This is a genomic window from Mycobacterium sp. WMMD1722, assembly GCF_049315205.1.
Classification (GTDB): Bacteria; Actinomycetota; Actinomycetes; order Mycobacteriales; family Mycobacteriaceae; genus Mycobacterium.
The window spans coordinates 3,681,172-3,704,892 of the sequence record NZ_CP186056.1; the positions used below are offsets into that span (position 1 = coordinate 3,681,172).

The 23,721-nt window shown below is 67.5% G+C and carries 23 protein-coding genes; 13 read left to right on the plus strand and 10 right to left on the minus strand.

Translation table 11 applies throughout. The features are described 5' to 3' along the window. Window positions 1-108 precede the first annotated feature (108 nt). The 5 genes from ACN27E_RS17570 (at window position 109) to ACN27E_RS17590 (ending at window position 6,891) form a co-directional block, all read left to right on the plus strand. Window positions 109-1,068 carry a fumarylacetoacetate hydrolase family protein gene (locus tag ACN27E_RS17570; RefSeq protein WP_422743373.1) on the plus strand — a complete coding sequence of 320 codons (960 nt, stop codon included), beginning with the start codon at window positions 109-111 and terminating at the stop codon, window positions 1,066-1,068. A 16-nt stretch (window positions 1,069-1,084) separates the two neighbouring features. Continuing rightward, the gene (locus tag ACN27E_RS17575; RefSeq protein ID WP_422743375.1) at window positions 1,085-1,774 is read left to right on the plus strand and encodes a VOC family protein; all 690 of its coding nucleotides are present in this window, start codon (window positions 1,085-1,087) and stop codon (window positions 1,772-1,774) included. A 3-nt stretch (window positions 1,775-1,777) separates the two neighbouring features. Next, window positions 1,778-3,574 carry an FAD-dependent monooxygenase gene (locus tag ACN27E_RS17580; RefSeq protein WP_422743376.1) on the plus strand — a complete coding sequence of 599 codons (1,797 nt, stop codon included), beginning with the start codon at window positions 1,778-1,780 and terminating at the stop codon, window positions 3,572-3,574. Window positions 3,575-3,650: 76 nt separating this feature from the next. Continuing rightward, complete coding sequence (locus ACN27E_RS17585) at window positions 3,651-5,930, plus strand: transketolase-like TK C-terminal-containing protein (protein WP_422749951.1); 2,280 nt, start codon at window positions 3,651-3,653, stop codon at window positions 5,928-5,930. A gap of 190 nt (window positions 5,931-6,120) precedes the next feature. Beyond that, complete coding sequence (locus ACN27E_RS17590; protein WP_422743378.1) at window positions 6,121-6,891, plus strand: 1-acyl-sn-glycerol-3-phosphate acyltransferase; 771 nt, start codon at window positions 6,121-6,123, stop codon at window positions 6,889-6,891. Window positions 6,892-6,917: 26 nt separating this feature from the next. Here ACN27E_RS17590 and ACN27E_RS17595 read toward each other — a convergent pair whose 3' ends face one another. Beyond that, the gene (locus ACN27E_RS17595) at window positions 6,918-7,886 is read right to left on the minus strand and encodes an aldo/keto reductase (protein WP_422743380.1); all 969 of its coding nucleotides are present in this window, start codon (window positions 7,884-7,886) and stop codon (window positions 6,918-6,920) included. Window positions 7,887-8,052: 166 nt separating this feature from the next. Between ACN27E_RS17595 and ACN27E_RS17600 the strand changes: the two genes are divergently transcribed. Continuing rightward, window positions 8,053-8,997, plus strand: coding sequence for a LysR family transcriptional regulator (locus ACN27E_RS17600; protein WP_422743382.1), 945 nt, complete (start codon window positions 8,053-8,055; stop codon window positions 8,995-8,997). Between the two features lie 69 nt (window positions 8,998-9,066). Beyond that, window positions 9,067-10,191, plus strand: coding sequence for a TDT family transporter (locus tag ACN27E_RS17605; protein ID WP_422743384.1), 1,125 nt, complete (start codon window positions 9,067-9,069; stop codon window positions 10,189-10,191). Window positions 10,192-10,209: 18 nt separating this feature from the next. On the opposite strand, the gene ACN27E_RS17610 is transcribed toward ACN27E_RS17605, so the two are convergent. After that, complete coding sequence (locus ACN27E_RS17610; protein WP_422743386.1) at window positions 10,210-11,160, minus strand: alpha/beta fold hydrolase; 951 nt, start codon at window positions 11,158-11,160, stop codon at window positions 10,210-10,212. 115 nt (window positions 11,161-11,275) lie between these two features. On the opposite strand from ACN27E_RS17610, the gene ACN27E_RS17615 reads away from it, so the two are divergent. The 4 genes from ACN27E_RS17615 (at window position 11,276) to ACN27E_RS17630 (ending at window position 14,182) form a co-directional block, all read left to right on the plus strand. Further along, the gene (locus ACN27E_RS17615) at window positions 11,276-11,746 is read left to right on the plus strand and encodes a DUF4174 domain-containing protein (protein WP_422743388.1); all 471 of its coding nucleotides are present in this window, start codon (window positions 11,276-11,278) and stop codon (window positions 11,744-11,746) included. Between the two features lie 17 nt (window positions 11,747-11,763). Further along, window positions 11,764-12,336: a CIA30 family protein gene (locus tag ACN27E_RS17620; protein WP_422743390.1), complete on the plus strand. Its 573-nt coding sequence runs from the start codon at window positions 11,764-11,766 to the stop codon at window positions 12,334-12,336. Window positions 12,337-12,426: 90 nt separating this feature from the next. Continuing rightward, complete coding sequence (locus tag ACN27E_RS17625; RefSeq protein ID WP_422743392.1) at window positions 12,427-13,230, plus strand: SDR family oxidoreductase; 804 nt, start codon at window positions 12,427-12,429, stop codon at window positions 13,228-13,230. Window positions 13,231-13,303: 73 nt separating this feature from the next. After that, window positions 13,304-14,182 (plus strand): helix-turn-helix domain-containing protein, encoded by an 879-nt coding sequence (locus ACN27E_RS17630; protein WP_422743393.1) that lies wholly within the window; start codon window positions 13,304-13,306, stop codon window positions 14,180-14,182. Window positions 14,183-14,187: 5 nt separating this feature from the next. Here the strand turns inward: ACN27E_RS17630 and ACN27E_RS17635 are convergent, their stop codons facing one another. The 3 genes from ACN27E_RS17635 to ACN27E_RS17645 all read right to left on the minus strand — a co-directional run bounded on the left by ACN27E_RS17635 (window position 14,188) and on the right by ACN27E_RS17645 (window position 17,340). Next, entirely contained in the window at window positions 14,188-15,408 is a 1,221-nt protein-coding gene (locus ACN27E_RS17635) for a S1C family serine protease (protein ID WP_422743394.1), read from the minus strand. 78 nt (window positions 15,409-15,486) lie between these two features. Further along, entirely contained in the window at window positions 15,487-15,936 is a 450-nt protein-coding gene (locus tag ACN27E_RS17640) for a TIGR03618 family F420-dependent PPOX class oxidoreductase (protein ID WP_422743396.1), read from the minus strand. A 120-nt stretch (window positions 15,937-16,056) separates the two neighbouring features. Further along, entirely contained in the window at window positions 16,057-17,340 is a 1,284-nt protein-coding gene (locus ACN27E_RS17645; RefSeq protein ID WP_422743398.1) for a spinster family MFS transporter, read from the minus strand. Window positions 17,341-17,467: 127 nt separating this feature from the next. Between ACN27E_RS17645 and ACN27E_RS17650 the strand changes: the two genes are divergently transcribed. Next, on the plus strand, window positions 17,468-18,019 hold the full coding sequence (locus ACN27E_RS17650; RefSeq protein WP_422743399.1) for a YaeQ family protein: 552 nt from the start codon (window positions 17,468-17,470) through the stop codon (window positions 18,017-18,019). Window positions 18,020-18,243: 224 nt separating this feature from the next. Here ACN27E_RS17650 and ACN27E_RS17655 read toward each other — a convergent pair whose 3' ends face one another. The 3 genes from ACN27E_RS17655 to ACN27E_RS17665 form a co-directional block, all read right to left on the minus strand. Beyond that, window positions 18,244-19,323, minus strand: coding sequence for a sulfite oxidase (locus ACN27E_RS17655; protein WP_422743400.1), 1,080 nt, complete (start codon window positions 19,321-19,323; stop codon window positions 18,244-18,246). 137 nt (window positions 19,324-19,460) lie between these two features. Beyond that, complete coding sequence (locus ACN27E_RS17660) at window positions 19,461-20,378, minus strand: NADP-dependent oxidoreductase (RefSeq protein ID WP_422743402.1); 918 nt, start codon at window positions 20,376-20,378, stop codon at window positions 19,461-19,463. A gap of 85 nt (window positions 20,379-20,463) precedes the next feature. Further along, window positions 20,464-21,315, minus strand: a complete 852-nt coding sequence (locus ACN27E_RS17665; RefSeq protein WP_422743404.1) for an SDR family NAD(P)-dependent oxidoreductase — start codon at window positions 21,313-21,315, stop codon at window positions 20,464-20,466. 60 nt (window positions 21,316-21,375) lie between these two features. Between ACN27E_RS17665 and ACN27E_RS17670 the strand changes: the two genes are divergently transcribed. Then, complete coding sequence (locus tag ACN27E_RS17670) at window positions 21,376-21,948, plus strand: TetR/AcrR family transcriptional regulator (protein WP_422743405.1); 573 nt, start codon at window positions 21,376-21,378, stop codon at window positions 21,946-21,948. Between the two features lie 39 nt (window positions 21,949-21,987). On the opposite strand, the gene ACN27E_RS17675 is transcribed toward ACN27E_RS17670, so the two are convergent. Together ACN27E_RS17675 and ACN27E_RS17680 are read right to left on the minus strand one after the other, a co-directional pair. After that, complete coding sequence (locus ACN27E_RS17675) at window positions 21,988-22,839, minus strand: SDR family oxidoreductase (RefSeq protein WP_422743407.1); 852 nt, start codon at window positions 22,837-22,839, stop codon at window positions 21,988-21,990. Between the two features lie 55 nt (window positions 22,840-22,894). Beyond that, entirely contained in the window at window positions 22,895-23,638 is a 744-nt protein-coding gene (locus ACN27E_RS17680) for an SDR family NAD(P)-dependent oxidoreductase (protein WP_422743409.1), read from the minus strand. Window positions 23,639-23,721 lie beyond the last annotated feature (83 nt).

Genomic DNA, 23,721 nt, shown 5'->3' on the forward strand with positions numbered 1-23,721 from the left:
CCACACCCGTGCCGGGATTTTCGGTCTTCGATCCAGGCTCGTGATGGTGTCCCGGCAGTTGACTCGACCTTGAGCCGGTCGAGCGACCGGCAGACGCGGGAGTTGTCGATGGTCGTCCATCTCGTCCGATACGAGCACGCTGACCTTGCCTCGTGGGGTGTCCTGAAGGGGGACCTCATCTCGCCTCTCGGCGGCGACTACCCCAGCACCACCGACCTCATCGACCGCGGCATCGCGGATTGGACGGCGGCAGCAGCGCAGGACGGTGCCGTCAGGCTCGCCGATGTCGAGTTACTCACGCCGGTCACCGTCCCGTGCCGGGTGATGTGCCAGGGCGCCAACTACCGCCAACACGCCATCGAGTCCGGAATGGACCCGGACAAGCGCGAGTTCAACCTGTTCTTCGACAAGACCGACGCTGCCGTGACCGGCCCCTGTGACCCGATCACCCGCCCGGCCCACGTCAGCCTGCTCGACTACGAGATCGAGCTGGCGCTGGTGCTGCGGGGCCCGGTCGACACCCCGACCACCATCACGACCGAGAACCTGCACGAGTACGTCTTCGGGGTGACCATCGGCAACGACCTGTCCGCCCGCGACATCCAACTGCCGCAGGGCCAGTTCCTGAAAGGCAAGAGTTATCGCGGGTTCTGTCCGTTGGGGCCGGTGCTGGCGGTCCTCGAACCCGACGAGTTCGGCCTCCTCGACGATCTGGAACTCAGACTCGAGGTCAACGGGTCACCACGGCAGGCCGACAACACCGCAAACATGCTGTACCGGCCCGCCGAGACGCTGACCGAACTGAGCGAATTCTGCAACTGGACATCCGGCGACGTCCTGATGACCGGAACACCACACGGCATCGTGGCCGGCTCACCACCCCCCGTCATCCGCCGGCTGGCCACGGCGCTTCTGCCCGAGGACAAGCTGTGGGCGGCGTTCGTCAAGCTCAACCAGCGCAAGCCCTATCTGCAGCCTGGTGACGTCGTCACCGCCTCGATCCGCAACGCCGCCGGATCGCTCGACCTCGGCACACAGCGCAACACCATCGTCGCCCCCACCCACTGAGTAGGAAAGGCCGTTCATGAGCGCCACACCGAGCCCTCTGCAACCGTCCGACCCGCAGAACGCCGACTCTGCCTCCGCCGCTCCGGATCTCGACCGGCTTCCCGACCGACTGGTGCCCGACTTCATCGCCCACTGGGTCGTCAAAACCGCGCGCAGCGCCGAGATGATCGAGTGGTACGGACACGTCTTCGGCGCCCGTGTGGTGCACGAAGACAACCAGATCGCCTTTCTCACCTGGGACCACGAGAGTCACCGGCTGGCATTGGTCAAACTGCCTCCACCGGTGCGATATGCCTTCCCGCTGTCGCGCTGGCGCCGCAAGACCTACGGCATCGACCATCTCGCGTTCACGTTCACCTCGGTGGAGAAGTTGCTGCTGACCTACGAACGGCTCAAAAAGGTCGGCATCCGCCCGGTGTGGTCCATAAACCACGGACCTACGACAAGCCTCTACTACGAAGACCCGGAGGGTATCCGGCTGGAGTTCCAGACGGAGAACTTCCCCACTGCTCAGGGGACCGCCGAGTACTTCAACAGTTCCGACTTCGCCGAGAACCCCATCGGCACCGACATCGATCCGGACTACCTGCTCGAACAGCTCCGCGCGGGAGTGCAGCGCGAGCAGCTGCTGCAACGGGGCGCCGGGACCCGTCCCGGCACCAAACCCCGCTCCAACAAGCGCGCCATCACCTGGAAGACGTTGTGACGCATGGATACCGAACAAGTCGTCATCGTCGGCGCCGGCGCCTCGGGATCCACCCTCGCGCTACTACTCGCCCGCCACGGCGTCCCCTGCACGGTTGTCGAAGAACGCCGCGATACCCGTCTGCACCCGGCGGCGCACGTGGTCAACGCTCGCACCCTGGAGATCTGGAACCAGGCTTCGCCGGAACTGGGACGGACGCTGGACACCATCACGCCGGCCATCGACACGGTCAACATCATCCGCTGGTGCACAGACGTGCGATCCGCCCCGATCGGAGAGATCGATCTGCTCTCCCAACCCGACCGACTTGCCGAAGTCCGCACGCACAGCGCCCACCTCATCTCACATATCGGCCAGCATCTGCTGATGCCGAACCTGTGGAACGCTCTCGACCGCGAGCCGCTCATCGACTTCCGGCGGGGTTGGCGTGCCGAACTCACCGGCGAGCGGCTTGCCCTTCGCTCGCCGGAAGAGCAGACCGATTTCGCCGCGCCGCGCTTCGTCGTCGCCGCGGACGGGGCGAACAGTGCGCTGCGCGACGCCGCAGGCATCCGCATGACCGGTCCGGTACTGGCCAACATGGGCAGCGTCTTCTTCCACGCGCCCGAGCTGTACCCGAACGACGCCACCCGACCTCTGCTGAGCTGGATCTACCACCCCCGCTTCAGTGGGGTGATGATCGCCCATGCCGACGACGACTACGTGCTGATGACGCCGTATCTGCACGCCGCCCAGCCGATCGCGAGCGACAGCCGGCGCTACTGGCACCGCGTCCTTCCCGAGGTGATCGGAGCCGTCGACTACCAGATCCGGTCGACCGGAACCTGGACGATGACCAAGCAGATCGCCGAGCGGTTCCGCAGCGGACCGCTGCTGCTGATCGGCGATGCCGCCCACCGCTTTCCCCATACCGGTGGCTTCGGACTCAACAGCGGTGTGCAGGACGCCCACAATCTGGCCTGGAAGCTCACCGCGGTGCTGCGCGACGGGGCCTCCGGGGAGCTGCTGGACACCTACGAGACCGAGCGGCGCCCGGTCGTCACGCGGTTCGCCGAACAGAGCACCCACAACCACTTCACCCTCGATGACGTCACCAAGCCCCTGGGCGTCACCAACCGCTCGCTGCACAAGGCAACCGAACTCATCGGCAGATTGCCGCTGGGCTCGGTGCCCGATCCGGTGATCGCTCGTGTCGCGGACGCGCTGACCGACCTTCAGCTGTCGCGCACGCGAAAGCTGCTGCGACGGACCGCCCGAAGCCGCCGGCTACGTCGGCGGATGGCTGCTGCGATACCCGGGCAAGAGGAGCACTTCGTGGCCAGCGGCCTGGAGTTCGGCTACACCTACAGCAGCCCGTTGATCGACGACGTCGAGGGCCGCTGCCCGGACGGGGATGTCGGCCTCTACCACCCCACCACCCATCCCGGTGCACGCCTGCCGCACGCGACCATCTGCGGAGACGGCGACGCGGAGATGTCGACCCACGACGCCGTCGCGCGCAGAGGTCTGACGCTCTTCACCGCCGATCCGCAGGGCTGGTCGGAAGCTCTCGCCCGCACGCCGCTGGCGGTACCGCTGGTCATGGTGGCCCTGACGGCCTCCACCGGCGAGACCCGTCGGGTCCACGAACTCCTCGAAGTCGGCGAGCAGGGTGCGGTCGTGGTGCGCCCCGACGGCCACGTGGTGTGGCGCACCCGCACCGGTCCGCGCGATGCCGACCGGCTGCGGGCATTCGTCGACGGCGTCTGGGTGGACGTCTATCCACATGCGCGCGCCGATGTCGATCAACATTCCGCGTAACCCGAAGGACAGGTGACACGCCGTGACGATTGCTCACCCACCGGAGCCCGTTGCCCGTGAGAAGGATCGCGCCGACGTGTCGGATCTGGACGTGATCGCCAAGCGCGTGCTGTGGCTGTCGACAGCAATGGTGCACCACGCCAACCGCATTCGCCCCAATCCGACCGGGTTGAAGGTGGGGGGCCATCAGGCCTCGTCAGCGTCGATGGTCGGCATCATGACCTCGCTGTATTTCGATCAGCTCGAAGCCGGGGACCGGGTATCGGTCAAACCGCACGCTTCACCGGTGCTGCACAGCATCAACTACCTGCTCGGCGCCCTCGATGAGCACTACATGACCACATTGCGGGAATTCCACGGTCTGCAGAGCTACCCCAGTCGCACCAAAGATCCCGACCCCGTCGACTACTCCACCGGATCGGTCGGAATCGGTGCGACCGCGCCACTGTGGGCCACCTTTGCGCGGCGCTATGTCGACACCGTATTCGGCGGCGCCGGGACCGGCCGCCAGTACTCCCTGGTCGGCGATGCCGAACTGGATGAGGGTGCGATCTGGGAAGCCGTCATGGATCCCACGGTGCAGGAGCTGGGCGAGATCGTCTGGATCGTCGACATGAACCGCCAGTCGCTGGATCGGGTGGTACCCCACATCGCCGCCGGCCGGTTGCACGACATGTTCGGTGCAGCGGGATGGCAGGTCTTGACGGTGAGATTCGGAGCCCTGCTCGAAGGGTTGTTCCGCCGCCCCGGCGGCGACGCCCTGCGCACCCGGATCCTGACCATGCCCAACCCCGAATATCAACGACTGCTGCGCTGTTCTGCAACAGACCTGCGCTCCCGTCTTCCGGGCGACGGCACCACGGCCGCCGCCGTGGCGGAGTTCATCGCCGATCTGCCCGACGCCACGCTGCTGCAGGCCATCGGCAACCTCGGCGGCCACGACATCACCGCCCTGCAGGAGGCCTACCGTCAGATCGACGACTCGCGACCGACGGTCATTCTCGCGTACACGATCAAGGGTTACGGACTGCCCATTCAGGGTCACCCGCAGAATCACTCCTCGCTGCTGACCGATGAGCAGTTCGCGCAACTCGCCGGTGCGCTCGGCGAGGATCCGCAGCAGCCCTTCCGGCGTTTCGATCCCGACTCATCGCCCGGGTGGCTCTGCCTACGGACCGCCGAACGGTTGCGGCGCAATGATTTTCACGCCGTCACGCCGCCGCAGGTGCCGGCCGATCTCGGCCGCACTCCCCCGGCGGTGTCGAATACGCAGAGTGCGCTGGGCCGGACGCTGCTCGATCTGACCCGCCAGGCCCCCGAGGTGGCTCGACGCGTCGTCACCGTGAGTCCGGACGTCAGCTCCAGCACCAACCTCGCCGGATGGCTGAACAAAGTCAGCGTGTGGTCACCTTCCGAACGCCCCGACTGGTTCGCTGATGACGCCGACACCCTCATGCACTGGCGGGAGCGGCCGACCGGGCAACACATGGAGCTCGGCATCGCCGAGGTCAATCTCGTGGGCTTGCTCGGTGAACTGGGAGCCACCTGGAGCCGGTGGGGTCAACCCCTGTTCCCTATCGGAGTCCTCTATGACCCGTTCGTCGAACGCGCCCTGGAGCCATGGTCATTCGGCATCTACGCCGGTGGCCAATCCATCCTGGTCGGCACCCCGTCGGGGGTCACCCTGGCCGCCGAGGGCGGTGCGCACCAGTCCATCAAGACGCCGTCCATCGGCCTGGAGCAGCCCGGCTGTACCAGTTACGAGCCGGCCTTCGCGGCCGAGGTCGAGTGGATCCTGCTGCACTGCCTCAGCCAGCTGGGTCGTCCCGACGGCACGTCGTCCTATCTGCGGCTGTCGACCCGGCCCATCCGGCAAGCGCTGGCGGACATCCCCACCGACCCCGCGGCGCGTGATCGGCGTCGCCGACAGGTGATTGCCGGGGCCTACACATTGCGACACCGCGTGGCGCCGGCGGTCTGCCTCGTGGCGATGGGCGCCATCGTCAGCGAGGCCGTCGAGGCCGCCGATCGGCTCGCCGACATGGGTGTGGATGCCGAAGTCGTCTGTGTGACGAGCCCAGACCTGCTTTTCCGCGCACTCCAGGCCCGTGGCGGACTCGTCGGGGCGTCGTCCTGGATCCTCGACCAGGTCTTCCCCGCCGAACGCGCTGCACCGATGGTCACCGTTCTCGACGGGCATCCCCACACGCTGACCTTCCTGGCGACGATCAACCGGGTGCGCAACGCATCCTTGGGGGTCAGCACCTTCGGACAGGTCGGCGATCTGGACGCCGTGTATCGCCATCACGGCATCGACGCCGACAGCATCGTCCGCGCCGCACTCGATATCCGGTGAGCCCCTATTGCCGACCGGGCGCGAGCACGACGCCACCGACTCCGAGCGACTGAACGCTTCCCGGCCACGGGCGGATTCGTTCTTGGTAGCGTTCGCACACCATGTGTCCGAGCCGAGGAGTCTGAATGCGCATCGGCGCGCCGCCACACCAGCAGCGACAGAGCCAGTGGGACCGTTACCGGCGTCCGGCATGACAGAGCAGCCTGAGATCGATCCACCAGGTTGGCTGTCGACAGCGATACAGACTTACCTGCGCGTCTACCACCGCCACGACATTCACGTCGACGCGCCGGTGCCCGACACACCGGTGCTCTTCGTATGCAATCACGGCTTCGGCGGGGTCATCGACCTCAACGTCGGGGCCTTCGTCGCGGCGCGTCAGGCGGCGGGTGTGGCCCGGCCCACCACCGCGATGGTCCATCAGATCGCGTGGACGCTGGGGGTCGGTTCGCTGGTCGAACGATTGGGCGGGGTACCGGGCAGCCCAGCCGCTGCCGACGAGGCGTTCCAGGCCGGGCACAACGTCCTGGTCTTTCCCGGCGGCGACGTCGACGCCGGGAAGTCATGGCGCGACCGCAATCTCATCAAATTCCACGGAGCCGGCTTCGCCCGGCTGGCACAGCAACATGGGGTTCCGATCGTGCCCGTGGTGACGGCCGGGACAGGCGAGTCTCTGCTCGTGCTCAGCGACGGGCAGGCCACGGCCCGGGCGCTCCGACTACGGAAATCGCTCCGCGTCAAAGCTCTTCCGATCAGTCTGTCCGTACCGTGGGGTTTGAGCTTCGGCGTGGTCGGCCTGCTGCCGTATCTGCCGTTGCCCACCAAACTGGTCACCGCAGTGCTGCCTCAGATCGTGCCCGCTGCCGAGGAATCCCCCGAGGATCTCGCAGAGCGTGTGCGCACGGCGATGCAGGCTCGGCTCGACACCCTGACGGCGCGGCGCATTCCGCTCCTGGGCTGACCGCACGCCATCGCCTCGGCGATGTCTCAGCGCACCCCCCGGTTCCCGTAGCGGCCGCCGGCCACCAGGTCGCTCAGCGGCTGCAGCTGCGCCAGCGTGTCGGCGTCCAGTTCGACCGCCAGTGACGCGACGTTCTGATCGAGCCGGTCGCTGCGCCGGGTCCCCGGAATCGGCACCACCGGCACACCCAATCGCGGCGCCTGGGCGTACACCCAGGCCAGGGCGACCTGCGCCGGCAGCACGTCGAGCCGCTCGGCGACGGCGCGGACCGTGTCGGCGATGACCTGGTTGTCGCGCCCGGCGTCTCCGGTGAAGCGGGGATTGCGGGCGCGAAAGTCGTTGGGATCCAACGTCGCCGTCTGCACCGTGCCGGTGAGGAATCCCCGCCCCAGCGGTGCGTAGGGGACCAGGCCGATCCCCAACTCGGCCATCACCGGGGTCACCTCCTCGACCTCCCGGGTCCACAGCGAGTATTCGCTCTGCACGGCGGCGATCGGATGCACGGCGTGGGAGCGGCGCAGCAGTTCGGCGCTGACCTCGCTGAGACCGAGATACCGCACTTTGCCTGCCTGCACCAGCTCGGCCATCGCGCCCACGGTGTCCTCGATCTCGGCGTTCTGCGGCGGTCGGTGCAGGTAGTACAGATCGATGTGATCGACACCCAACCGCAGCAGCGAGGCATCGCAGGACCGCTTGACGTAGGGCGGGTCGCCCCGGTGGACCCGGGCGTCGTCACCACCGCTGCGGTCGATGCCGAACTTCGTGGCGATCTGAACGGCGTCGCGCCGTCCGGCGATCCCGCGGCCCAGCAGCACCTCGTTGTGGCCCGAGCCGTACTGGTCGGCGGTGTCGAAGAAGGTGACACCCACGTCGATCGCGTGGCCGATGGTGGCGATGCTGGTGTCCCAATCGGTCGCCCCGTAGTACTCGCTCATCCCCATGCAGCCCAGACCCTGGGCTGACACCTCGAGACCACCGAGAGCGGTTCGCTTCATCACTGATCCTCTGCGATGGACGGTTCGTCGCCGCGGACGCTGTGCCGTCGACGCTAGTCGCCCGGACGCCGGGGATCCTGGGTGGACTGCACCCAGGTTGCGTGCGTCGTCCGCTGCTAGGCCCACCTGGCCACAACGACGCCGCGACGGCCTTAAGGTCAGCCGTGTGCAGCTCAGCGGGAGAATGCCCGACCTCAGATCGTTGGAGGTCCTCCTCGCGATCGCCCGAACCGGCAGCTTGAGTGGCGCCGGACGCGAGTGTGGGCTCACTCAGCAGGCTGTATCCGCCCGTGTCGCTGCCCTGGAGCGGCAGACCGGTGTGCGGCTGGTCATCCGCACCAAGACCGGCTCCCGCCTGACCCCCTCGGGCGCGGTGGCCGCACAGTGGGCCGATCGCCTGCTCAGCGTCGCGCACGAGGTGGATGCGGGCATGGCCAGCCTGCGCGACGACAGCAAGACCCGGTTGCGCATCACCGCGAGCCTGACGATCGCCGAACAGCTGCTGCCCCGCTGGTTGGTCAGCTGGCGCGACAGCGTCACCCGGCAGCACGCAGCGCCGGCCGAGGTGATCCTCACCGCGGCCAACAGCGAGCAGGTCATCTCGGCCATCCGCGATGACCACGCCGATCTGGGCTTCGTGGAGAGCCCCGGGGTGCCTCGCCAGTTGCGCAGCACCACTGTCGCGCACGACGAGCTGGTCCTCGTGGTACCGCCGACGCACCGGTGGGCCCGCCGACCGCAACCCATCACCGCCGAGGAACTGGCCGCCACCGCTTTGGTGACGCGCGAGAAGGGTTCGGGTACAAGGGAATTCCTGACTGCGGCGCTCAACCGCAGTATCCACGCTCAGCAGGCACCGCCCGCGCTGGAGCTGTCCAGCGCCGCTGCCGTCCGCGCCGCGGTGCTCGCCCAAGCCGGTCCGGCGGTGCTGAGCAAGCTGGCCGTCGCCGACGATCTCGAGCTCGGCCGCCTGCGCGTCGTGCCGGTCGCCGACCTCGAGCTGCACCGCGCGCTGCGGGCGGTGTGGGTGGGCGCCAGCACTCCCCCCGCGGGGGCGGTACGCGACCTGCTGAGCCACATCGCCGCGGTGCGCCGCCACCGCAGGCAGTGATCAACTCACAAACTTTGGTTGTGTCTCGAGCACTAATTTGCAGTTCATGAGCTCCGTAACGTGACAATCATGCAGCAGTCCGCCATCGCGGCGCCCGAGACCGCCCCGGTTCTCGCCCCCTCGCGCCGCCGGCTTCACCATGTGGGCCCTAACTGGTTCGCCTCGGTCATGGGTACCGGGATCGTCGCCACCGCCGCCGCCGGCCTGCCGCTTCAGGCGCCGGGCCTACGCGGCTTCGCCGAGGTGGTCTGGGTCCTCGCCGCAGCGATGCTCGCGGTACTGGTCGTGCTGGTCGGCTCGTTCTGGCTACGTCATCCCACCGTCGCGCGCAGCCACGCGCACAACGCCCAGATGGCGCACTTTTACGGTGCGGCACCGATGGCGCTGCTCACCGTCGGCGCCGGGGCACTGCTGGTGGGCGGTGACGTCATCGGCGCGGACGCGGCGCTGCGTCTGGATTGGACACTGTGGATCCTGGGCACGGCAGGCGGACTGTTCACCGCGGCGACCATCCCGTTCCTGATGGTCACCCAGCACGACGTCGGCCCGGACGCCGCCTTCGGTGGCTGGCTCATGCCGGTGGTGCCGCCGATGGTGTCCGCTGCGACGGGGGCCCTGCTGATTCCGCACATCGGCACCGACACCGGCCGGGCCACGATGCTGTACGCCTGTTTCGCGATGTTCGGTCTGTCGATGATCGCCGCCTTGATCATCACCACGATGATCTGGAGCAGGCTCGTCCACTACGGCACCTCTGGCACCGCGCGGGTAGCCACCCTGTGGATCGTGCTCGGCCCCCTAGGCCAATCCATCACCGCTGCCGGGCTGCTGGGCGGCAACGCCGCAGCGGCCGTCGATCCGCAGGTGGCCAACGGCTTGCAGATCTTCGCCGTGCTCTTCGGCGTTCCGGTATGGGGATTCGCCGTGCTGTGGATCGTGCTGGCCACGTCCCTCACCATTCGGACGCTGCGCCGCGGCATGCCGTTCGCCTTGACGTGGTGGAGCCTGACATTCCCGGTCGGCACCTTCGTCACCGGGACCACCCAGTTGGCGGTGCACACCGGCCTGCCGGCGCTGCGCATCGCCGCTGCCATCGGGTACGTGTGCCTGCTCGGCACCTGGTGCCTGGTAGCGACGCGCACCGTCCACGGCAGTGTCCGAGGTGACCTGCTCGGACCTCGCAGTGTGCGGTGACCCGAGGACCGACGACGTTCAGTCGCCGGCGGCGGGTTGACCGATGAACTCGACGCCGGCAGTGATGGCCGGTCGATGGCGCAGCATCCGGTAATGAGCCAGCCGACCCAATCCCTTTGTGGTGAGCAGGCGCGCACCGGTCCATGCCGCGACCACCTGCTCGCTAGCCGCCCAGGGGCTGTCCGGATCGTCCGGGTCGTGGATGACGAGCAGGGGCGGGTACCCGGCCCGGCGTCCCAGGTTGGTCAGGTTCGTGTCGGATAACCGCATGCCGATGCGCTTCTCCAGGCGGCGGTGCAGGCCTTTGCGGATGCGCCGGCCGAACCCGTGCCGGGCCGCGAACAGATCCAGGTAGAGCGGGAATTCACCCATCGGTGCGAGGAACACCAACCGGCCGACGCGGGCGCCACGGGCGGCCGCCAACGCTGTCGCATTCGCCCCGAGCGAGTGCGCCACCACGGCGTGGGCGGCCCCGTGCGCGGCGATCATGGCCGCGACCGCCTCGGCACATTCGACCAGGGTCGTGCGCCCCGGTGCCAGTGCACCCGGATCGGATTCGTTGTGGCTGGGCAAATCGAAGGCGACGACGCGAAAGCCCGCTTGGACAAGGGGTTTGACGAACATCGCCAGATGCGGCCGCCGACCGCCCCAGCCGTGCACGAGATAGATCGGAGGCCCCTCACCCCATTCCTCACCGACGACGCGGTGACCGCCCCAGTGGGCGTCGATCGGTCTGCCCGCAGCCACCCCGGGAGGCATTTTCAGATTCGACTCGATGACCGGCGGGGTGCACCACAACTCCACCGCCCAGCGCGACCCGATCACGGGAGCCCACCGTTCGAGCACGCCGAAGAGTCGGCGAGTACGGGGATCGACCGGGGGGAGGATGTCCGAGCCGACGATGTCGAGCGGGGGAAGAGCGGCCGCCGAGGAGGATTCTGGGGCGGAGCTGGCACTACGGCGTTTCATGGACTGCGTTCGTATCGGTGGCGGCAACCCGTCGACTGTAGCAGCGTGGCCACGGCGGTCCCGGACGCGACGACGGCCGCCGGCCGGGCGCGGGTCGGTAAGCTCGAGAAGTACTATGGCCCTCACCCGCGGCGTTGCCCACCTGGCGTTCCTCCTCGCCGTCCTGGTCTCGGGCGGCGCCCTCGGGCCAGCGACCGCGGCGGCCACCGAACTCGACGATTACCTCTGGCAGCGCCGTCCGCTGCTGCTGTTCGCGCCGACCGACCGCGACCCCCGGCTCGCGGAGACGCTGAACCGCATCGAGGTCGACCGATGCGACGTGGACGATCGCGACATGGTGATCGGTGTGGTGGTGACCGAGGGAACCAGCACCCTCGACGGTCGTGCGCTCAGCGCCGACCAGTCACGTCGGTTGAAGGACCGGTACGCGATCGACGACAGCGCCTTCACAGCAGTGTTGATCGGTAAGGACGGTGGCGAGAAGTTGCGCATCGACGATGTACCGGACCTCCACACCGTCTATGCCGTGATCGACGGTATGCCCATGCGCAGCCGCGAGATGACCGATGGTCCGGGCCGCTGTTGATGTCGATACGATTGCCGGTGACGATCGTCGCCGCGTGCTCGACGCTCGCCGCGGTGTCGTGTGGCGACGCTCGGTCGGCTCCCGCCGGCGAGAACCTCGTCGACCTCACCGATGCCCGCGAGGTGGCCGCCTGGACGACGGTCAACGACCCCGTCATGGGCGGTACGTCCACCTCGAGCGTCACGTTCGGCGATGGTGATCTGGTGTTCTCCGGAACGGTTTCGCTGGCGAACAACGGTGGATTCGCCTCGGCCCAGAGCCCACAGGATCCGGGTATCGGACAACGGGCGGCAGGGGCCACCGCACTACGCGTGCGTGCCGTCGGCGACGGTAAGACCTATCTGTTGAAGGTCGGCGTCGCCGAGCAGGCATGGTCCTACATCCAGCGCTTCTCCACCGACGCCGCCGTGGAGCGGATATACGAACTACCCGTCGCGAGCTTCGAACCGGTGGGCATGCGGCTGGCGCCGGCACCGGACGCGCCGAGAACGCTCGACCCGTCGAGCATCGACCAGATATCGGTGTACATCCTCGACAAACAGCAGGGCCCGTTCACCATCACCATCAAGGCGATCGACGCCGCAGCGTGACGTTCGAGCGTCCGCAACCGGGGTGGCTCTGCGGGTACCGGTATCGTCAGGGTCTCCCCGCGCTCCGGTCGTCCTGCCAACCTGGTGACGATGGACCACAACGATTTCACCTCGCACACTGGCCTTTTCGACCTGACCGGCAAACATGCGCTGGTCACCGGTGGCAGTAGGGGCATCGGGCGGATGATCGCCCGCGGTCTGCTGCAGGCCGGCGCCCGCGTCACCATCAGCTCGCGCAGTGCCGACGCGTGCGCGCAGACCCAGCAACACTTGGCGAGCTACGGCGATGTCGACGCGATTCCGGCCGACCTGTCCAGCCACGCCGAGTGCCAACGCCTCGCCGGGCTCGTGACGTCGGACTCGCAGCGCCTCGACATCCTGGTCAACGACGCCGGCGCCATGTGGCGCGAACCGCTGGCGACGTTCCCCGAGGAGGCCTGGGACGCCGTTCTCGATGTCAACCTCAAATCGCCGTTCTGGCTGGTCCAGGCGCTCCTTCCGGCGCTGCGCCGGGCGGGTAGCGCTGATGATCCCGCGCGGATCATCAACATCGGCAGCATCGCCGCCATCCACGTCGCCCAGTCGCCCAACTATTCGTATGCGAGCAGTAAAGCGGCGCTGCATCAACTCACCAGAGTTCTCGCCAGGGAACTGGGCCCGCACCACGTCACGGTGAACGCGGTGGCGCCGGGGCCGTTCCCGTCGCAGATGATGGCGTCGGCCATCGAAGCCATGGGCGACGCCATCATCGAGTCGGCGCCGCTGCGCCGGCTCGGCCGCGACGACGATATGGCCGGTGTCGCGGTATTCCTGGCCAGCCGGGCCGGTTCGTACCTGACCGGCGCGATCGTCCCGGTCGACGGCGGTATCGCCACGACCGCGTCGGGGACGTGAGCGGCGGGACCGCCGGCGGTCGGGGTACCAGCAGTACCTCCCTCGGCCGGCGCGTCCCACCTACGGTGGGGGGATGGCCACGACGGATCTGCGCGCCGAGATCCGGGAGTTCCTCGGCTCGCGTCGCGCCCGCATCGCCCCCGAGCAGGCGGGGCTGACCGCCTATGGCACCAACCGCCGGGTCAAAGGGCTCCGTCGTGAAGAAGTGGCGCTCCTGGCCGGGGTGTCGGTCGACTATTACGTGCGCATGGAGCGCGGCAGCCTCGCCGGCGCCTCCGACGGTGTGCTCGACGCATTGGCCGCCGCCCTGCAGCTCGACGAAGCCGAGCGCGATCACCTGTTCCACCTCGCCCGCCGGTCGGCAGCGCCCAGCAGCCCGCGTCGACCCAAGCCGGCCGCAGCGGTGCGCCCGACGCTGCAGCAGGTGCTCGACGCCATCGCTGATGCGCCGGCCTGGATCTGCAACGGCCGATACGACGTGCTGGCGATGAATCAGCTTGCTCGCGCGCTGTACTCGCCGGTGCTGGCCGATCCACGACGACCCGCGAACACCGCGCGCTTCGTGTATCTGCAACCCGAGGCCGCGAAGGACTTCTTCGTCGACTACGACCAGATCGTCCGCGACGCCGCCGCGAAACTCCGCATGGAAGCGGGCCGTAATCCACACGACGAGGAGCTCATCGCTCTGGTCGGCGAGTTGTCCACGCGCAGTGAGCTGTTCCGGCAACGGTGGGCGTCTCAGGACGTGCGGCTGCACCGGTCCGGCCGTAAGCGGGTCCGCCATCCCGTCGTGGGCCAACTGGATCTGGACGTCGAGACCCTCGAGCTGCCCGCAGAACCCCATCTGCGCCTGAACGTCTACACCGCGGCCGCGGGTACTCCGTCGGCCGACGGTCTCGCGTTGCTCGCGTCGTGGGCGGCGACCCAAGAGCTGCCGATGACCGAGCGGTGAAACGCCTACTGTTCCCGAGCGGTGACCGGTTCCGCCTTTCCGAGCGTGACCTGAGCGGTCTTGGCGGCGCCCGCCCCGTCGAGGTAGGTCAGCGACACCGTGTCACCCGGCGCCCGGGAACGGATGGCGGCGACCAGCGCCTCGGATCCGTCGATCACCTGATCGTCGACCTTGGTCACCAGCGCACCCGTCGGCACTCCGGCCTCGGCCGCAGGACCGCCCGCCGCGACGCCGGCGACGGTGGCACCGTCGGCTGCATCGGCGCTGAGCTGCACGCCCAGTGAGCCGTGGCTGGCGGTACCGGTGGACACCAGCTCGTTCGCGATGCGCTGGGCCTGATCGGACGGAATGGCGAAGCCCAGGCCAATGGAACCGGGTTGTCCGCCACCCGAGTTCGAGGCTCCGCCCAGGCTGGCGATGGCTGAGTTCACGCCGATCAATTCGCCCTCCATGTTGACCAGCGCGCCGCCGGAGTTGCCGGGGTTGATGGCCGCGTCGGTCTGCAGCGCCTCGATCACCGAGACGTCACCGCCGGAACCGTCGCCGGCCGACACCGGTCGATTGAGTGCGCTGATGATGCCGGAGGTCACGGTGCCCTGCAGGCCCAGCGGAGAGCCGATGGCCACCACCGGTTCCCCGACCTCGACGTCTTTCGACGATCCGATGGCTATCGGTGTCAGCCCCGAGACACCTTGGGCCCGCACCACCGCCAGGTCCCCGGTCGGATCGGTGCCGACCACGGAGAAGGGCGCTGAACGGCCATCAGAGAACCGGACACTGGCCGTGACGCCGGAGGGATCGCCGGCGGCTTCGGCAACAACGTGGTTGTTGGTGAGGATCAGACCGTCCTGGCTGAGCACCACACCGGAACCTTCACCACCGTGGTCTCCCTGCTTGACCGACAGCTGCACGACGCTGGGCATCACCTTGGCAGCCACCTTCTCCACCGAGCCCACCGGACGGGTCGCGCCGGCTTGCAGTCCGGGCGACGCACCGACCGGGGAGTTGACGGCCGCGGGTGGATGGGTGTCGCCGACGGCCAGCGCTGCGGCGGCTCCGGTGCCGCCACTCACCACGGCGAGCGCGGCGGCAGCGGCGATCAGCGGCCCGCGTCGGGGTGTCCGCACCGGCGGTCGCGGGGGTGCAGGCGCGTAGTGCGGATGGGACCAGCCGTGGGAAGTGGGCGGCACGGGGCGGTACCCCGGAGGTGTCGTCATGTTCACCATCGTCCGTTTCCTGCTGAGATCGCACTGAGAGCAGGACCGCGGAAAGCCTGAGAAGGTTTGCGCTGACGGCGAAATCCGTCAGTTTCCGTACACACGGTCGATGGCGACGAGCACCACGGCGCGTTTCTCGGCGTCCATCACCCGGTCGTACTCATCCCAGTCATCGTGTGTGCCGCCGGCGGCGGTGAAGACATCGCGGCGCACGATGCGGAGATTCTCTGCATCGAGCCAGGGTTGCGGATCATCCGGCCCAGCGATCTCGGCGCGCCCCTCCACGGTGGCCCAGCGCCAGCCGTGCCGAAACGTGATCGCCACCTGAGGGCGGGCGCGCAGGAACCTGAGTTTGTGTGCCCCACCGGGACTCACGAACGCCAGGACCTGCTCGCCGGTCGCCGGATGGGCGAGCAGGCCGACGTTGACGACGGATGCCTGGATCGTCCCGTCCGCACGCGTGGTCGCGACCGATGCCAGCCCGCTTTGATCCCGGGCCAGATCGACCGCGTCGGTGACGGTGAGACGTTCGGCCATACGTTTGACGCTACTCGCGCGGCCGGCCGTACGGCGACTTCACGGTGCATGACGGGTTGTACGGGCAGATGCCACCGGCGTTGCAGGTGTTTCTCGAGCACTTCAGCCACGGCGGACCACTCAGGTCTCGGCGACGATGTCCCGCCGATAGCGCTGCGCGGCAAGCGCGTAACAGCCGATCGCCGCGAGCTGCATGGTCGGCACCAGGAGCAGCAATGCACGTCCCAGGGCCTGTGGGCCCAGTTCACCCGTGAGTGAATCACTGATCACCCCGGTCAGGAACGGCCCTACCGCACCCAGGGTCGCGTTGAAGAACAGGAAGATGGCCGACGCCGTCGCCCGCTGCTCTGGAAGCACCAGACGTTGAATTGCCGCAATGGACGGCGCCAGATAGGCGATGCCGATGACGTAGGCCAAGGCCAGAAGCAACACACACCAGATGCGTTTCTCGACGATGAACGCCAGTGCGGACGCCGGCAGCAGCGTCGCGATCAGAATGACCACGATCCACAACAACCAGCGCGGATCGCGGGCGGCCAGCCGGTCGGCGATCCGCCCCACGATCAGCAGTCCGAGGACCCCAAGAACGCCCGTAGCAAGCCCGTACTCGATACCGACCTCCCCGAGCGACATCCCCTGGGTGCGGATCAGGAAGGCGGGGGCGAAGGTGGTCAGGGAGTAGCCGGCCGCCGACACCAGCGCAGTACCGGCCACCATGGCAAGGAAGCTGGGCTTGCGCAGGAGATCCCACCAGTTCAGTGCGGCGGCGCGCCGCGGTGGCGGGGCGGGCAGGCTCTGCCGGCTGCCGACCACCCCCAGCACCAACGGTGCCAGAAGAATGCTGATGGCACCCATGACCACGAAAGCCGCCCGCCAGCCCAAGTTTTCGGCGAGCAGACCGCCGCCGAGCAGGCTCGCGGCACTGGCGAGCGGAATCGCCATGGTGGTGACCGCCAGCGGCGCCGACCGTTTGTCCGCGACGAAATTGCGCGCCACATACGCATGTGCTGCCGGTGTGCTGCCCGCTTCGCCGATGGCAACACCGACCCGGGTCAGCGCGAGCTGTAGACCGGACTGGACCGCACCACCCAACATGGTCATCGAGCCCCACAACGCCAGACATCCGGCGATGACTGCGCCGAACAGGCCGCGGTCGGCGATCCGTGCGATCAGAATGCCCACCACCGCGTACACGACGAGGAAACCGAACCCGTTGATGACGCCGATCGCGGTGTCGGACAGCGCCAGATCCTGCTTGATGGGCTCGGCCAGTACGCCCGGCAGGAAGCGGTCGACGTAGTTGAGGGTGCCGACGGCGGCGAGCACCACGACCGCGGTCCATGCGCGAGCCGGCGAATGCGCACCCCGGGTTTCAAGCACGGCTGCGTCCTGTGGTGCCGACATCGTCCTCCTCCGTCAATCGCTGCCGAGCAGCTTGGCAGATGGCCTGGGTGAATGCGTACGGCCCTGCCGGCGAGACGTGATGGCAACCCGACTGATCCGGGCACAGCACCCGGGTGGACACTAGGACGTGGCCCTTTCTGCAACGGTGTTCAAAGTCGAACTCGGCGTCTCCGATGTCGATCATGGCTACTACGCCGATCACTCGCTGACCGTGGCCCGTCATCCCAGCGAGACCGATGAGCGGATGGTGGTGCGATTGTTGGCGTTCGGGTTGCGTGCACACCGGCTCGGCGACGTCGACGGTGAGTTGGCATTCGGCGCGGGCCTGTCCACCCCGGGCGTACCGGACCTGCGGTTGGCCGACTATACGGGCCGGATCCTGGAGTGGATCAACGTCGGCCAACCCGACGAACGCGTCTTGGGCAAGGCGGCCGGCCAGGCCGAACAGGTGCGAATGTTCCCATTCGCCACCGGAGTGGCCACCTGGTGGCGCACCGTCGGCCCCAAAGTGGCGGGGCTGCCGAACCTGTCGGTACTGCGCATACCCCACGAACCGGTGCAGCAGCTGGCTGAAACCGTCGATCGACGAGTCACGGCGCAGGTCATGGTGATCGAGGGGCAGGTGACGATGACCGTGGGTGGCGTCGACGTCACGTTCACCCCCGAGCCATTGATGTGACGAGCTACCCGTACACCGCTCATCCCCTCGGTTTCACCTGACGAAACCACGCTTGTGCCGGCTCGCGATGGGTGTCCACCGTTGGATGAGGCCACGAGCGACGTCCGGTGAGCGGAGAACCCATGAGCAGATTCGATACTCCCGGCGTTGCACATCATGCCGTACGCATCTCGAGGAGAACATGGCCGCCGACGTGCAGTTGACTACCGAACAGATGGAGACACTCAGCGCGGCGGCCGAGTGATGGCCACGCCCCGAATGGGGTGCGCCAGAACGGATTGGTGGTTGTAGCCGAGCTCATTGGGCGGCGTGGAATCCGGTTGCACGCGACCGCGGTCGTCGCGGGCACGCACCCGCAACTCGTGGTCTCCGGGTTCGACGTCCCAACGCAGCTGCCAGCGCGCCCATACGCCGGGTGCCCCGGGTGAGGTCAGGTCCGCCTCCTGCCAGGGTCCGTCGTCTATTCGGTATTCCACCGCCACCACCCGGCCTTCACCGGCGTAGGCCCTGCCCCGGATCAGGTGCGGCCCCGGACTCAGAACGGCGGGCCAGGGCAACTCGACCAGACTCGACAGCGCCGGTTCGGTGATCGGCCGGCCATGGGCCGGCCCGACCGCTGGGTAGTCGGGCCCGATCAGGACGTAATCTTCGGTGTTCCACGGTGTGAAGAGAGCAGTGGTGGAGACCTCGATGCGGCCCAGCCATTTGATGCTCGCTGCGCCCAGCCACCCCGAGACGATCAGGCGGGCCGGGTAGCCGTGATCGGGAGGTAGCGGCTCGCCGTTCATCGCGAACGCCACCACGGTGTCGTCCGCCAATGCCTTCACCAACGGCAGCGGCCGGCGCGCCCGAATGGCGTCCAGGGATTCGGGCATCACGTCCCGGGCGTGCTCGGTGAGGTGAGCCGGTTCCAGGAGGTCACGCAGACGGACGCCGGTCCACTCGGCGGTGCTGATCGCTGATCGTCCCCACTGGGTGCCGTCGAAGGTCCGTCCGATCTCGTCGCCGAAGAGCACGCGCCGGTTGCCCGCGCATTCGAGGGTTCGCACCACCGACACGACCGGGAACGCGGTGGTCAAATCGTCGTAGCTGTACTCGACGGCATGCCGGATTCCGTCACCCTCGATCCGCAGCGCCCAGCTCCGCGCCTCGATCTCGGGTGTCGGTGCGTGACTGCGAATGAAGAATCTGTCGTTCGGGGTGATGTCCGACAGCATGCCTACCGGATTGGTGCCGTAGTCCAAACCGGACCCGGTGTCCTCCAACAGATCTGTAGGGGTCGGCTTCCGCACGCCTGTTGACATGCTTCTAACATGGCGCGCCGGCTTCCGGCAGTCAATGCCGGTGAGCGTGACCCGTGAGGTTGCGCCAGCACCCGTACCGCTGCGTTGATCGCGGCGTCGCACCGGGCGCCGCGGTGTGTCGCGCGACGCTGTGCATGTCAGAAGCGAACCACGACCTTGCCGTGAACGTGGCCGGTGCGCTGCTCGTCGAGCGCGTCCCGGATTCGTTCGAAGGGATAGGTTGCGGCGATGGGGACGGTGAGACGCCCCGCGGCGACCAGGGCGGCGATGCGGTCGACAGCACCAGGGGTCGCCTCCGTCGCGCCGGTGGCCCGTACGCCGCGTGGTGGGTTCGGCCCGGCGGCGATCGATGAGATTCGTTGCGGCGCCACTCCAAGCTCCAAGGCCGCACCAATGGTGTCGGTACCCACCAGAGACACCGCCGCGCTGACCCCCTGCGGGGCGATCGCCCGAACACGCGCGACCATGCCGTCGCCGTAGGCGACGGGTTCGGCTCCCAGCCCTCGCAAAAAGCCAAAGGTCGATCCCGAAGCGGTCCCGATGACGCGTGCACCGGCGAGCACGGCCAACTGCACGGCGAATACGCCGACACCTCCAGCGGCGCCGCCGATCAGCACCGTGTCCCCGGGCCCCACACCGATCACGCGCAACGCAGCATCCGCGGTACTGCCGGCAACGCAGAGTGTGGCCGCGACCTCGTCGTCAACACCGGCAGGAGTGCGCAGCAACGAGTCCACACCAGGCTGCATAACCACCCAGTCGGCCGCCGTTCTGGCGATCACCGCGCCGAATACCCGGTCTCCGACGCTCACCGCGTCGACATCGTCTCCCACCTCGTCGACGACACCCGCGTAGTCACAGCCGAAGCCCGACGGCAGCGAGACGCCCATTGCCTGCGCCACGGCCTGGTTCGAGGTCAACGCGCAGTCCATTGGGTTCAGCCCGACGGCGCGCACTCGGACCCTGACGTGTCCCGGACCGGCATGCGGCTCGACGACGTTATGCACGTCGAGCACCTCGGATCCGCCGAAGGCTCCTATCCGGACCGCGCGCACTGTGCGCCCCCCGTAGCACCGAGTGCCATCGCCTGAACCTTCGGGCCTCCGTGTGGTTTCCGACGATTCTCGAGCACTGGACCGCTCATGCCGCGTCCCGGGTCAGCGCACGACCGAACAGACTGCCGTAGAACCTGACCGACAGCCATCGCGGCATGAGGAACTTGCCGACGAGGTCCATGGCGGCGTTCGTGGCGCCAGGTATCACATGTGCTCGGATGCCGAGGCTGCGCAGCGCTGCCCGGACAACCTGTTCGGGTGCCATCAGCGGCACTCCACGCACATCGATTCCCGCGTTGTCATGCCCCGGTGTCCGCGTGGGGCCCGGGGACACCACGAGCACGTCGACACCATCCTTCTTCAGTTCGTAATTGAGCGCCTGACCCAGCGACAAGACGTAGGCCTTCACCGCGGCGTAATTGGCCAGATAGGGCACGGCGCTGCCGGCGATCGTCGAGGACACCAACACAATCGCTCCGCGGCCGCGCTGCGCGAATCGCCGCCCGAATCCATGCGCCAGCTGCAACGGCACGGCCCCGTCCAAGGTGAGAACGTCGACCTCTTCGGCCGATGAATGCTGCAGGAACGGTCCGACGGACGAGACACCGGCATTCGCGATGACCATCCCGACATCGAGATCGTGCACCTGGCGCAAGAGTTCATCGACCGCACCATCGTTAAGGAGGTCTAGGACAACGGGTTCGACGGTGACGCCGTGCACGCGGGAGAGCTCGGCGGCCAACGCCTCGAGCCGGTCCTTTCGACGTGCCACCAGAACAAGGTCGACGCCTGCGCCTGCCAGCTGACGCGCGAATTCCTCTCCGATACCCGAGGAAGCCCCCGTCACCACGGCGTATCGGCCGTACGTACTGCGGAAGTTCGTCATATCAAATCCTGTCGAGTCGACCAATACTGCGAGCATGACACCAGGTGCCATCACTCTACGATATGACGGCACTCGGTGTCATCACCTCCGCATGCGGCTTAAGGTGGAGGAATGAGTCGGTGGGAGCCCCACGCGCCGGAGCGGCTCGTGGCAGCCGCGGTAGATCTCTTCCTCGAGCGGGGATATGACCGCGTGACCATCACCGAGATTGCGCAGCGCGCGGGCCTGACGAAGAGGACGTTCTTCCGCCATTTCGCCGACAAGCGCGAGATTCTGTTCGGTGGACAAGATGCTCATCGCCAAGTGTTCGCCAATGCGATCGCCAGTGCGCCCCCGTCCGCGAAGCCGCTCGAGGCGATCAGCGCCGCACTTGCGGCGTTCGCCGCGGAGCTGGGAGAAGAACGGCGAGACGTCCTCGCCAAGCGTCAAGTCATCATCGACGGCAAGACCGATCTCCAAGAGCGCGAACTGCTGAAGAGAGCCGCGCTGACCGCCGCGATGGCCCAGTCGCTGGGCCGGCGCGGCGTGAGCGAGCCCATCGCAGGCCTGGCCGCTGAAATCGGCGCCCTGGCAATGAATGCCGCCTACCGGGACTGGCTGCAGCCGGACAATCCGCACACACTCACCGAACTCAGCCACCAGGCATTGCGTCGACTCGGTGCAGCCGCCGCAACGCTGCGCTGAGGTTCGGGACGCGGTCTCCGGCCTGGCCGATCACCAAGCTCAGCGGCCGAAGCTGACCGACTCAGCCACCGCGCGCTGCTCCTCCAAAGCGGCCAAACGGCCAGTCAATGCCGCGTGTACGGCGTCGTAGGAATCCTGGCCGAGGGTCAGACGCAGCGGCGGGCGGTTCTGACGGGTGGTGTCGAAGACCACGGCGGCGATCTTGTCCGGGTCGCCGGCCATGGCGTTCGCATCGGCGTCCTGGAGCTGGCGTCTGACCTGATCCACCGGAGTGCCGCGATACACGCCCAACTCGGAGGCGAATGTCAGATTGTTCTTGAAACCCGTTCGTGTACCGCCGGGTTCGACCAACGTCAAGTGAACGTCGAATCCGGACACCTCCTGATTGACGCTCTCGGTGAACCCCTCCAGACCCCACTTCGCGGCGTGGTAGGAGCTGTGCGTGGGAATGGCGACTTGACCGCCCATGCTGGAGATCTGAATGATCCGGCCGCCACCTTGCTCGCGCATCGGCGTCAGAAGGGCGTGCGTGATGAGCAGCGGCGCCATAAACATGACGTCCAGCTGCCCACGGATCTGCTCCACGCTCATCTCCTCCGCAGCGCCGACCACGGCAAAACCAGCGTTGTTGACCGCCACGTCCACCGGATCGGTGGCAATCAGCCGGTGGATCACCTGGTCGACGTCGTCGAGCCGGGTGAGATCGAGAACTTGTTCACTCAGGCGGCCGCCGAACTCCTCCGCCAGGTCGCTCAACGCGCCGGCGCGACGCACGGTCGCGGTGACCCGATCTCCCTGCCGTAACACGTGTTCAACGAGACGGCGGCCCAGACCGCTCGACCCTCCGGTGACCAACCAGTGGCGGACGGCCTTATCGGCGATTCCTGACATCAGATACTCCTGAGAACTCGTTCGAGTAGGGCGGTAAGTGCACCGAGACGCGGTGTCAGAACTGACTGACGCCACCGTCGACGTAGACCTCTGAGCCGGTCATGAAGGAACTCGCGTCGGAGGCCAAGAAGGCGACCACGCTACCGATCTCCTCTGGGCGCGCGCGGCGCTTCATGGGCACCGTGGCGGTCAAGTCGGCCAGGGCGTCGTCGGACCCGGAGAAGAGGTCGGTCAGGCCCGGTGTCTCCGTGAGACCCGGGGCGACGACGTTGACGCGGATCTTGCGGTCGACGACTTCCGCGGCCCAGCTTCTGGCCAGGGATCGGAGAGCGGCCTTGGATGCCGCGTAGACGCTGGCTCCGGGGGCAGCTTTCACGTCGCCGTTGGAGCCGCACAGGATGATCGACGCGCCGTCGCTGAGCAGCGGAAGGGCGGACTGCACAGCGAAGATCACACCGCCGACGTTGGTGTCGAAGATCTTCCTGTGATGCCCCCAGGTGAGATTGCCCAAGGTCGCGAACTCGTTGATGCCCGCATTGGCAAAGACGATGTCCAGCCGCCGTCCCGTCGCTTCGATGGTCGCCGCCATACGGTCGAGATCGGCCTGCTCGGTCACGTCGGCGCGTATGGCCTGAGACTGAGCAGGGCCGATGGAGGAGACGGCTTCGTCGAGCGCGTCTTGGCGACGCCCGACTAGGCAGACATAGGCCCCTTGCTTCGCGAGCGCCCGTGCTCCGGCGAGGCCGATCCCGGAGGTGGCTCCAGTGACCAGGGCGGTCTTTCCGGTCAGGTCCGACATTCAGTCCTCCAGTTTTGTACCAAACGGTTGCGCCCGACCATACCAGTTTTGTACCGCTTGGTAGGCCGGCCGGCGTCCGGCGA